Annotated in this window: 17 protein-coding genes and 1 pseudogene; 15 read left to right on the forward strand and 3 right to left on the reverse strand. The window is 60.0% G+C overall.

The features are described from left to right. Positions 1-52: 52 nt before the first annotated feature. Positions 53-316, forward strand: a pseudogene (locus CVO76_RS17390) (CpaF family protein); the annotation flags it as partial. A gap of 68 nt (positions 317-384) precedes the next feature. On the opposite strand, the gene CVO76_RS13460 reads toward CVO76_RS17390, so the two are convergent. From CVO76_RS13460 to CVO76_RS13470, 3 genes are read right to left on the reverse strand one after another with little or no spacing between them, the layout of a single operon-like run. Beyond that, the gene (locus CVO76_RS13460; protein WP_208739629.1) at positions 385-885 is read right to left on the reverse strand and encodes a hypothetical protein; all 501 of its coding nucleotides are present in this window, start codon (positions 883-885) and stop codon (positions 385-387) included. Then, positions 875-1,975: a tyrosine-type recombinase/integrase gene (locus CVO76_RS13465; protein ID WP_244185984.1), complete on the reverse strand. Its 1,101-nt coding sequence runs from the start codon at positions 1,973-1,975 to the stop codon at positions 875-877. Before CVO76_RS13465 ends, CVO76_RS13460 begins: the two co-directional genes overlap by 11 nt. After that, a complete protein-coding gene (locus tag CVO76_RS13470) occupies positions 1,950-2,333 on the reverse strand; it encodes a helix-turn-helix domain-containing protein (RefSeq protein WP_208739630.1) in 384 nt (127 codons plus the stop codon). Before CVO76_RS13470 ends, CVO76_RS13465 begins: the two co-directional genes overlap by 26 nt. A gap of 189 nt (positions 2,334-2,522) precedes the next feature. On the opposite strand from CVO76_RS13470, the gene CVO76_RS17395 reads away from it, so the two are divergent. The 14 genes from CVO76_RS17395 to CVO76_RS13540 all read left to right on the forward strand — a co-directional run. Then, positions 2,523-2,639 (forward strand): helix-turn-helix domain-containing protein, encoded by a 117-nt coding sequence (locus CVO76_RS17395; RefSeq protein ID WP_244186334.1) that lies wholly within the window; start codon positions 2,523-2,525, stop codon positions 2,637-2,639. Positions 2,640-2,746: 107 nt separating this feature from the next. Beyond that, a complete protein-coding gene (locus CVO76_RS13480) occupies positions 2,747-3,061 on the forward strand; it encodes a DUF6907 domain-containing protein (RefSeq protein WP_432206163.1) in 315 nt (104 codons plus the stop codon). Between the two features lie 154 nt (positions 3,062-3,215). Continuing rightward, entirely contained in the window at positions 3,216-4,226 is a 1,011-nt protein-coding gene (locus CVO76_RS13485; RefSeq protein WP_208739633.1) for an AAA family ATPase, read from the forward strand. A 365-nt stretch (positions 4,227-4,591) separates the two neighbouring features. Beyond that, positions 4,592-4,792 carry a hypothetical protein gene (locus CVO76_RS13490; RefSeq protein WP_208739634.1) on the forward strand — a complete coding sequence of 67 codons (201 nt, stop codon included), beginning with the start codon at positions 4,592-4,594 and terminating at the stop codon, positions 4,790-4,792. 2 nt (positions 4,793-4,794) lie between these two features. Continuing rightward, positions 4,795-4,944: a hypothetical protein gene (locus CVO76_RS13495; protein WP_208739635.1), complete on the forward strand. Its 150-nt coding sequence runs from the start codon at positions 4,795-4,797 to the stop codon at positions 4,942-4,944. Further along, positions 4,941-5,165 carry a hypothetical protein gene (locus CVO76_RS13500; RefSeq protein ID WP_208739636.1) on the forward strand — a complete coding sequence of 75 codons (225 nt, stop codon included), beginning with the start codon at positions 4,941-4,943 and terminating at the stop codon, positions 5,163-5,165. Before CVO76_RS13495 ends, CVO76_RS13500 begins: the two co-directional genes overlap by 4 nt. After that, complete coding sequence (locus tag CVO76_RS13505) at positions 5,158-5,583, forward strand: helix-turn-helix domain-containing protein (RefSeq protein WP_208739637.1); 426 nt, start codon at positions 5,158-5,160, stop codon at positions 5,581-5,583. The genes CVO76_RS13500 and CVO76_RS13505 overlap by 8 nt, the downstream gene beginning before the upstream one ends. Before the next feature lie 9 nt (positions 5,584-5,592). Next, positions 5,593-5,823, forward strand: coding sequence for a hypothetical protein (locus CVO76_RS13510; RefSeq protein ID WP_133082318.1), 231 nt, complete (start codon positions 5,593-5,595; stop codon positions 5,821-5,823). A gap of 11 nt (positions 5,824-5,834) precedes the next feature. Beyond that, entirely contained in the window at positions 5,835-6,527 is a 693-nt protein-coding gene (locus tag CVO76_RS13515) for a hypothetical protein (protein ID WP_208739638.1), read from the forward strand. Positions 6,528-6,688: 161 nt separating this feature from the next. After that, a complete protein-coding gene (locus tag CVO76_RS13520; protein ID WP_208739639.1) occupies positions 6,689-6,928 on the forward strand; it encodes a hypothetical protein in 240 nt (79 codons plus the stop codon). A gap of 486 nt (positions 6,929-7,414) precedes the next feature. Then, the gene (locus CVO76_RS17655) at positions 7,415-7,600 is read left to right on the forward strand and encodes a hypothetical protein (RefSeq protein ID WP_432206164.1); all 186 of its coding nucleotides are present in this window, start codon (positions 7,415-7,417) and stop codon (positions 7,598-7,600) included. Between the two features lie 120 nt (positions 7,601-7,720). Continuing rightward, a complete protein-coding gene (locus tag CVO76_RS13530) occupies positions 7,721-8,092 on the forward strand; it encodes a terminase (protein WP_208739641.1) in 372 nt (123 codons plus the stop codon). Positions 8,093-8,379: 287 nt separating this feature from the next. Beyond that, positions 8,380-8,769, forward strand: coding sequence for a hypothetical protein (locus CVO76_RS13535; protein WP_208739642.1), 390 nt, complete (start codon positions 8,380-8,382; stop codon positions 8,767-8,769). A 1-nt stretch (position 8,770) separates the two neighbouring features. Beyond that, on the forward strand, positions 8,771-9,866 hold a 1,096-nt coding region (locus CVO76_RS13540; RefSeq protein WP_208739643.1), incomplete at its 3' end, for a hypothetical protein.

Genomic DNA, 9,866 nt, shown 5'->3' on the forward strand with positions numbered 1-9,866 from the left:
CCGGGCTCGACCATCACGCCAACGGCGGCGCGAAGGTACGCGGGGGATATCCATGGATGCTGTGCACGTGGTCGAGGGCGAGGTGCGGGAGCTCATCCGGAGGCGTGGGCTGGATCCCTCCCGCCAGGTCGACGAGGTGCAGCTCCTGGTCCGCGATGCCGTCGCGGATTACGAGGAACGCTCGGTCCTGGGGTTCCTCCCACCGTTGGGCCGGCTCGATGCCGCACGCAAGCAGATCTACGACGCCGTCGCCGGGTTCGGCGCCCTGCAGCCTTTCCTGGACGATCCCACGGTCGAGGAGATCTGGATCAACTCTTTCTACGGCGTATCGTGCCTAGTCAGGGCCGTAGAAGGCAGCGACAGTCCGCCTAAGGTCCGCGGGAGCTATGAGGCGAGCTGCCCCAGTACCCAAGTGGAGAGGGCGGTTATGGCTGCAAGGGCACCAATGCATGTGAGAACAATCTGAGTGACAGCTCCCGTGGTCATCGCGTTTTGATCCAGACGGTCAATATGCTTTGAAAGGTTTTCGAGCTGAGTTGCGAGGATTGCGTCATTGACAGACTCGAGCTTGTCTAACGTCCCACGCTCGGGCAATCTCCCTTCCATGCTCGTGAGGCGCCTCTCAAGGAGCTCAAACCGGCGTTCGAGCCCAGTCATGTCCTCAGCGCGCCTACCATCTCCCTCAGCCTCTGCTGTGGCTCCGGCCCAAGCATCCATGACACGCCTCCACTCTTGGAGCGTCTCGATCTCGGCATCCTCCGCCTTGCTCTGATGCCGCCTAGTGATAAGGGCAACGGCTGCGCTGAGGACGCCCGCAACGAGCGCCATCACGCTCGCAATGACCGCGACTTCGGACAGGCTGCTCGTAATAGCGTCAGTTGGCACGTTGGAACTCCTCGTCAGTTAGGAAGGCCTGCTTCATAAGGGCTTGAGCGGCCTGCCTTGTCCGATCCTCAGCAGTAGGCCACAAGTGGCTGTAAGTGTTCAGTGTGGTACTCGCGGTGGCGTGTCCCATAGCTCTTTGTACGGTCACTACATCGCATCCGGAGGCGATGAGCCCGCTTGCATAAAAGTGTCGGCAATCGTGCAATCGGAGTCCGACAAGATCCTCGGCTTTCATGATCGCTCGCCACCATTCGCTGATGGTGTTGGCATGCGCAGGCAGGTTGTCCGATCGAGGAAAGATCCACTGACTCTCTCCGCCCACCCCGAAATGCTCTACATGTTTGGCAAGCATTGTCACCAAAGCCTCAGGGAGGTGCACCAGACGCTCTGAGCCGTACTTCGGGGCCCTAATCTCCGGCGGTAGTCCGATGGGACGTTGTACCTGCCGGGCTACCTGCAACGTCCTCCTAAGGAAGTCGATGTCCCCGAGCTGAACCGCCGATGCTTCACCAAGGCGCAGGCCGGCAAAAGCGCACAAGCCAATAAGGGGGCGGAGCCAAGGATCGGCTGCCGCCATGATGCGCCCCACCTCTTCGGGTGTGGGTATACGCATCGCGTGTTCGGCTTTGCGGGCGCGAGGGAGTCTTACGTTCAGGCTTGGATCTGAGCTGATCAGTCGATCCCGGATGGCACCGCGAAAGATTGATCGGACGTTGTTGAAGCGCGTCCTAACCGTGTTTGCTGCCAGGCCGTCGCTGTCCAGCTTCTTCACCCACGTTTCGATGTGGGAGGGAAGGATTTTGCCTAGCTCGACGTCAGCGAACGTCGTGCACTTCACCGAGAGCACCATCGCCCTCGCGGTCCCGTGCGTCCATATTTGGCGCGTTGACCATTCATCGAAGAAAGACTGGAGGGTGACCCTGCCGGCGCGTGGGTCAACGTAGGACCCGGTCACTATCGATGCTGTAACCTCATCCAGCCACTTCTGAGCGTCAATCTTCCGCGCAAAGTGTCGAGCGTGCTCCTTGCCGTTTTCGTCCCGGTAGCGGGCCCGCCATTGGCCTTCAGGCCTTTTCTGAATTGACGCCATCGTCGTCCCTTTCTAGAGGCACCAGCCGAGTGCGGTTCTCGAGGTCGAGACCCATGACCAGATCATCAAGAGTCATCCCATAGATAAACGCTAAAGCCAGCGCCTCAGTCAGCTTCACTTGCCGATCGCCAGACTCCACTTTTGCAACGACCGTTTGGTGCCAGGGAATCGCAAATTGGTCCTTCATGAAGGAAGCCACTGCCTGCTGTGACAGGTTCAAAAACTCTCGACGTTGTCGCGCATAGAAGCCGAAGTCGGACACGCTTTGCACGAGGTATATCGCTAGCGCTGTGATGTCGACGCGATAGCTGTTGCCATCGATGTTGGTCGTCATGCCAAACCCTGGGTTCGTCGTCATCGCCCAACTGTAACCGATCATCGGTTGACACGCGCAACGATGCGTGATCTCATATCAATATCGGTTCAACCGATGATCGGTTGACATGTCCTGATTGGAGTGCTCATGGAACACGCGTCGGTAACGAAGCTGCTCACCTTGAATGAGGTAGCCGAGCTGCTGCGGAAGAGTCCGTCGCAGATGCGTTGGATGCGGCATAACGGGAGTGGGCCACGCGGCGCCAAATTGGGCGGCCGCCTTCTATACCGCGAGTCCGATGTCATCGACTGGATTCAGAAGCAGTTCGACGACCAAGCCGCCGCATGAAAGCGGAACTGACCAGAAAAAAGAATGGGCCCCAAGCATCCCAGTCGCCAAACCAGATGCTGAAGCCCAAACGCACATCGACCCTTAGGAGATCAACCGTGACTGATATGAAGCTTAACAGCGAAGCACAGGATGTCAAAGACCTTGAATGCCCCTCGTGGTGCGTCTCGCGGCACGACGACGTCGAGGATCCGGAGCCGTGCTGGAGCGAGGACAGGACCATCGACCTCTATGTCGACCTAGGGGAACAGCCCCCATTCGAGGACGCTCCGGCTCTGCACGCTTATGTCGAGCAAACAGGCCCAAGAAGCGGTCGCCGGATCATGATCGATAGCGATGAGCCGGCTTCCTTGACGGACCATCAAGCACAGCAGCTCATCCGCAACCTCGAGCACCTTCTCTTTGTGATGGAAGCCGAGTGAGCGCGGAGCACTGGGAAGCCACCTTCGAAGGCATTGACCTCACTCAGGATGTGCGGCAAACCATTCACGCAACAGTGCGCTTTCGGGAAGTGCTTGCGGCGAGGCAGGCACCTGGCACCTCGTATGTTCCGCGCAGAGTCAGAGGGGGACGCTGATGGCCGAACCGGAACAGGTTCGTACTTACAGCCCGGGTGGCAGCATTTTCGACATACCCGACGAAGTGCCGGTTGTTTGGGGGAGCGGCACCGAGGCGCTGTGGGTTGAGGGAGAAGCTTTCATCCTTGCTGGCCCCTCCGGAGTAGGGAAGACGACGACAATCGGGCAGGTCGTCCGAGGGCTGATTTTCGGCGGCGAAGTGTTCGGGCTGCCGGTTGTCAGCCATGGCAAGGTGCTGTACCTCGCTATGGACCGTCCCGCCCAGATCGCTCGATCTCTGCGCCGTCACTTCACCCCGAACCAGCGAGCGAGCCTCGATAAGCACCTAGCAATTTGGAAGGGTCCTCCGCCCGGTGACCTTGCCAAGAACCCTGGGCTCCTGACCGCCATGTGTCGGGAGGCCAGGGCTGGAGTCGTCATCGTGGACAGCTTGAAGGACGCTGCCATCGGCCTATCTGAAGACACAGTCGGGGCCGGATACAACAACGCCCGTCAGATGGCACTCGCGGCAGGAGTTCAGGTCGCCGAACTGCATCACCAAACCAAGAGGGGCAACAACGGTGACAAGCCGAGCACGCTATCTGACGTATACGGCTCAACCTGGATCACCAGTGGAGCCGGCTCCGTGGCACTGCTCTGGGGGAGTGCAGGAGACCCGATCGTCGAGCTGCGGCATCTTAAACAGCCCGCGGATCCTGTTGGGCCGCTCAAGATCCTTCACGATCACTCTGCCGGCGTATCGAGGGTGATCGACGACAACGATCCCAAGCTCATCCTCGGTGCGAACCACAAGGGAATGACGGCACGCGATATGGCTGCGGCGATGTTTGGAACGGACAAGCCAAGCGCCAATGAGATTGAAAAGGCGCGACGGAAGTTGAACCGGTTGCTCGAGTCTGGCTTGGCTCTGGCGACTGACACTCCCACTGTGTCCGGTGTCCAGCCAACGAAGGTCTACTACCCGTCAAAGGGGTCCACGCAGGGGTCCACGCTTCCGATTTCGGCGTAAACGTCCACCCCTCCACATCGCCGTCCACGCGGTACGGCGATTCAGCCCCACGCAGGGGTCCACGCTATCCACGATTCGTAGGTCCACGAACCTCTCCCCTCCTAAAAGGAGGGGAGGAGGTGACCACCTTCTTCAAGCACACCCAAAAACAGGAGTGAATCCATGGTTGACCCGACCCCGATTCCCGGCAGGGACGCCGAGAGGCCTTCCGTCCTCGATCAGATGTCCAAGCTCGAGTTGAAGGCATGCGCCCTTGGCTGGTTGGACCGCGCAGCACTGAAGCATCAAGAGGCTCGACTCTGGCGAAATCGTTGCCTATCCGCGGAGGCAGAACTCGAAGCCCTCAAGGCCCGAAAGGACCGCCAGTGACCGATCTGTCCAAAGACGAACTCATCTACTACCACTCCACCCAAGCACGGTACTGGAGAGAACTATCTGGGCGCCTGAGCCAGGAACTAACTGCCCTGAAGCTCAACACCCCGCACAACCAGAAATACACCGGGATCGACTACTCCGACCCCACCGGCAACCAAGCCACCACCCGAGCAAGCAGGAAGAGGCAGTAGCCATGGCATACGACTGGACCCCGAAACAGATCGAACGTGTCCCGTTCGACGTTGCCATGGCCATCTACCGGGAGAAATATCTCCACCAGGTAGATCAGACAGCGCACTGGAAAGCGAAGGCCGAGTGGCTGATGAGGCAGGTGAACGGGTGAACGCGCCAGCAAAGCTGTTCCAGGTCAAACAGCACCAGGTCGCGAGGAACGCCTACGACGGTGGCAGGCTTCGCGTCGTACCGGCCCGAGAACCAAACGGAACCCTCGCCGCGGCCATCCTCCTCGGCAGCGAGATCCTCCTCGTGCTGAATGAAACCCACGCCACAACACTCTCCAACCAGCTCGTCGACGCACTCGAGGAAGGAACAGGCCATGACTGAACCACAACCAGCCTGGCGCCCACCATCCGCCTACATTCACGGCATCGACGGACCCACAGTCACCCTTTCTGCCCGTTTCTGTTCATGGCTGGAGTGGCACGCAGACCTCAACGCACTGCGCATCAACGTGCGCGGAAACGACGGCGAAGTCGACAGCATCCTCAACGCAATCCGTACGGCCGCAATGGCCTGGAAGAACACTAATTCCGTCCCCGGAAGACAATCCCCGGAACCACCGGAAGAAATGCAATCGTGGTTTACAGCAACAGCCGCGGGGGAGTACTTGAAGATGTCTGACCGCGGCGTCCGCCTAGCTATCAGTGAAGGCCGACTCAACGCCAAGAAGCAGGCCAACGGCCAATACCTCATCCACGCCGAAGACCTGATCCATTTCCAGGGAGCTCGCCGTGCAGCTTAAGGACCAGCAATGACACTCATCAAAGCAACAGACACAATCCCACGGGGATACCGCGCTTACGACCTGGCTGCCGCGTCAGCCGCCATCAGCCGCCGGGATGCAGACGAACGCACCGCGACCCTCGCAAGCCCCCAGGAAGCCTCACAGCTCCTCCGGCAAGCCCGACGCAACCGCGACAACATCCTCATCCACTCCATCACCAGCAAGGCTGTAGACGCCGGCTGGAACCTCACAGACTAGGAACCGTCACCGTGGTTGTAACCCCCAATACCAAAGACTCCATTCTCGAAGTCCTCGCCAGCCCACCAAGTACCGGACTGGCCGCCAAGGCACGCGCCATCTACCGGACACAGAAGTACCTGACCGGCTCACACGCGCCTGAATCGCTCCGTAAGTGGTCCGAGAAGGCAGAGGCAGAAATCAAGGAAGCCAGCACAAAGGCGCGGGAAGCAGTGCATCCTTCCCAGATCCCTCCGGATGCCGCTGTGCAGAGGGTGGAGAGTCTCAGCCCGTCAGACCTGATCTGGATTCAACGGCTGCCTACCGACCCGGCGAAAATCACCTTCCAAGACGCGACTCGCCTCGCACATCTCAGCCGCTACCTGAACAGCGTCGAGAATCCATCTGACTCGAATCTCCTCCAGTCCGTGTGGATGCCGGTCAAGGAGTACCACGACCGCAGGCAGGCTGTAGCTCTTGCCCATAACGCGAACCTTCCGCCCGCAAATCTGCACCTCGAATCGGTGCACGCCCTACGTGACATCATCCGAACTGAAATGCCGGGCATTTCGGAAGCAGCGGCAGATGCAGAAGCCACGGAACTGATGCGAAAGGCGGAACTTCGCCGTCGTAACCATGCATCGTCGCTGATCGAGCGAGTGGAGGCCATCCGAGCCGGGGCGGACGAGAGCGAAGCGAAGAGAACCGCGCTCGTCAACGACTGACCGCCTTGAACCAGGAGCCTCACCGGGGCAAGAACCTGGTGAGGGTCCTCGTCCTGCAAAGGGTTTGAGTTTCGTACAAAGGCAGAGCCACTATGCGACTAGGTGGCCGCACTGAGGGCCGGGGAGGAGATCCCCGGCCCTCTCTCGTGACAGGACACAGCATGAAGATCAAGCACAACAGCAAGGGATACCGGGAGCTTCTACGCTCTCAGGCGATGCTCGACGACGTGAAGGCGAGAGCTGACCGTATCGCCGCCGCAGCAGGACCAGGATTCGAAGCCATATCGATGATCGGCAAGAACAGGGCACGCGCCTCAGTGCGCACCACCGACATTCCCTCGATAGTCCGCAACAGCCGCGATCAGATCCTCCTACGGGCACTAGAAGCAGGCCGGGGCTGAATCCGAGCAGAGGTGCCACCAGCCCGCAAGGGTTGATGGCACCAGAGGGGCCCGCTGCTAGACCCAAATCAAGGCTCCCATCGGCTCAGGCAGCTCAACAATGACCAATCTCATGTGGAAAAAATGCGGGGAGAGAGAACCGGCACTAGGACGAAGAGGGGCCACCCAACCGGGGGAGAGGTGGTCCGGGTGGGGTGCGCGCATCCCCTGCCCGACCGTCAGGCGGAGACACTACGTCACAGTTCCGGCGTATCCCCCCGAGCTACCGCTTCCACATTCAGGGCCACGAATGAAGGCTGACCAATGGCTATCGACAGGCATCACAGGCAATACAGGACACGACGAGAACTGATCCGGAAACGGTGGGCGAGAGAGCAACGACGGTGCTACCTCGGCGGCTGCTACATCGACTACGAAGCGCCGGCAGGACACCCCCAAAGCTTCGAACTCGACCACATCGTGCCGATCGCACGCGGTGGGGCACTGATGGACCCCGACAACTGGGCGGCATCGTGCAGGAAGTGCAACAGGTCCAAGAGTGATAAGGATCTAGACACCTACCTCGGTCAAGCGGCAGCGCCTCAGGGCAGGTACCCGCACCCCGGAATCACCCCGATTCAACGCACAACAACGTGGGGCGACGAACCGCTACGGACATCCCGCAAGTGGTGACCCCCACCGGGTTGCCCCTCTCCCTAGGGGGTAGCGGACACTCTTCGTCATAGTGCCCTCTCCGACCCCGGCAACGAAATGAAAGGCCCTTATTGGGGCACCTGACTGATATGAGCGTATATGAGCGATTTAGGGCCCTTTGAGGGGTTGAAACAGAACGATTTACAGGCCCCTAGCGGGTTGAAAGAGGACGGCCAGAAACTCTGGTTTGCGGCTGCAAATGAGTACGAGTTCGCACAGCACGAGTTGGCTGTCCTCGAGGAAGCTTGCCGGACGCGGGATCGCATCGTGGAGCTTGACGCTCTGGTGGTTGAGCAGGGTCTGATGTTGGCGAGTAGCCAAGGATCTCGTTTGCATCCAGGTATTGCTGAGGTTCGGCAGCAGCGCTTGACTCTGGCGCGGCTGTTGGTGTCGCTGGGCATCCCGGCTCTCGCTGATGATGACCTGCCGGCGTCCTCGGGCGTCCGTGGGTTCTATCGGAAGAGGGCTTAGCCGTGGTTCGACGCAAGAGACGTGACCCTGGCGAGTACTTGCCGGAACGGTTGCAGAGGTTCGAGCCGTCCGAGTGGCCTAATGGTTCGTTCATGCTTTGGCGAGCTGCGGTCAGAAAGCATGTTGAGGAAGCGGATTGGTTGAGGACCAACCAGCCTTTCTGGCTGAGGGCGATTCAGGGAATCTACTCAGAGAATAATCGGCGGATCTCAGGCCGTTAGCAGGAGCCAATATCAAAAGGCATTCACCACGTGTGGTGAGTGCCTTTTGCGTTTAAGGAGTTTGATTTGGAAACGAAAAGAGAGCGGCTCATTTTCCTTGAGTCGATGGGGAAGCGGCTGGTCAAAGCTGTTGGGCCCCTGAATCGAAAGAGTCTTTGCGTGGGTTGGTCCTACGTCGAGGACGGCCCCTCGGTGGGCCTGCCAAAGCGTGAGAGCGGTTATGGGCTCGTCTCGGTGCTGATCCGTCCGGGCCGTAAGCACGTCACGTTCGCTGGCGATCGTTCGCTTGCGCGTCAGGTTGAGTCGGCCCTGTCGGGTGAGTTGGGCAAGGGGAAGCTGCCCAGCGTCGATGGGGACCTGTTCGAGTTCACCCGTGAAGGCTGGGAACCAGAGTGGGCTGCTGACGCCGCACAGGGCGCGTGGGAGCCCAATGGCCTGAAGTGCGGGGTGGCCTGATATGGCCGTGGAACTTGCCCATGCATTCGTAAGCGTGGTGCCGAGCTTCCGGGGGATCCAGGGGGCTATCAATAAGGAATTTGGCAGGGTTGAGCGTTCGGCGGTGAATGCCGGCGACCGTATCGGCAAGAACCTCGGAAGCGGATTCTCTAAGACGTTCAAGAGCTTCGCTGGTCCTGCCCTGGCTGTTCTCGGTGCAGGTGCGATCAGCAGTTTCGCCAAGGGTGCTGTTGACGGGTTTTCCGAGCTCGAAGACTCATCAGCGGCCGCCTCTGTGGTGTTCGGCGCTTCGATGCAGAAGATCATGGATCAGTCAGCCGGCGCTTCAAAGAACCTCGGCCTAACGAAGCAGCAGGTCATCAATGCGGCGAACACGTTCGGGACGTATGGCAAGGCTGCGGGTCTGTCTGGTGACGCGCTGGCGAACTTCGCTACGGAGCAGACCGCTCTTGCTGCCGATATGGCGAGCTTCAAGGGCACCAGTCCGGAACAGGCCATCGAAGCTATCGGGGCGGCTCTCAGGGGCGAAACGGAGCCGATCAGGGCTTACGGCGTCATGCTCGATGACGCGTCTCTCAAGAATGAAGCTCTGGCTAAGGGGCTCATCAGTACGACGAAGGACGCGCTGACTCCTCAGCAGAAGACCTTGGCGGCTCAGTCGCTCATTCTGAAGCAGACCGCTGATGCTCAGGGTGATTTTGCTAGGACTCAGGACTCCACGGCGAACGTAGCCAAGACGCTTTCGGCTCAGACTCAGGATCTGTCCGCGAAGGTCGGCTCAGTGCTCGCACCAGCGTTCACTGCTGCCCGCACGGCGGCCATCGGTGCGGTTGGTGGGATGTCGGGCGTACTGGACAAGGTTGTTGCGTTTCAGGGCGCTCTGGCGGGCGGGGGTAACACCCTGGATCTCGTGCGGGCTATCGGGCTCAACCCGGAGAACGGGTTCGGGTCCGTGGTCAGAGAGGGCATCGGGTCGATTCGGGCTTTCGGGGCCGCGTGGAAGGCGAATGATGGGGACATCACGTCATCGGGGCTTGCCGGGTTCATGGAGCAGGCCGCGTACAAGATCCGGCAGGGCCTCGAGAGTGTGGCCGGCC

The organism is Arthrobacter agilis (assembly GCF_002953615.1).
Taxonomy (GTDB): Bacteria; Actinomycetota; Actinomycetes; order Actinomycetales; family Micrococcaceae; genus Arthrobacter_D; species Arthrobacter_D agilis_B.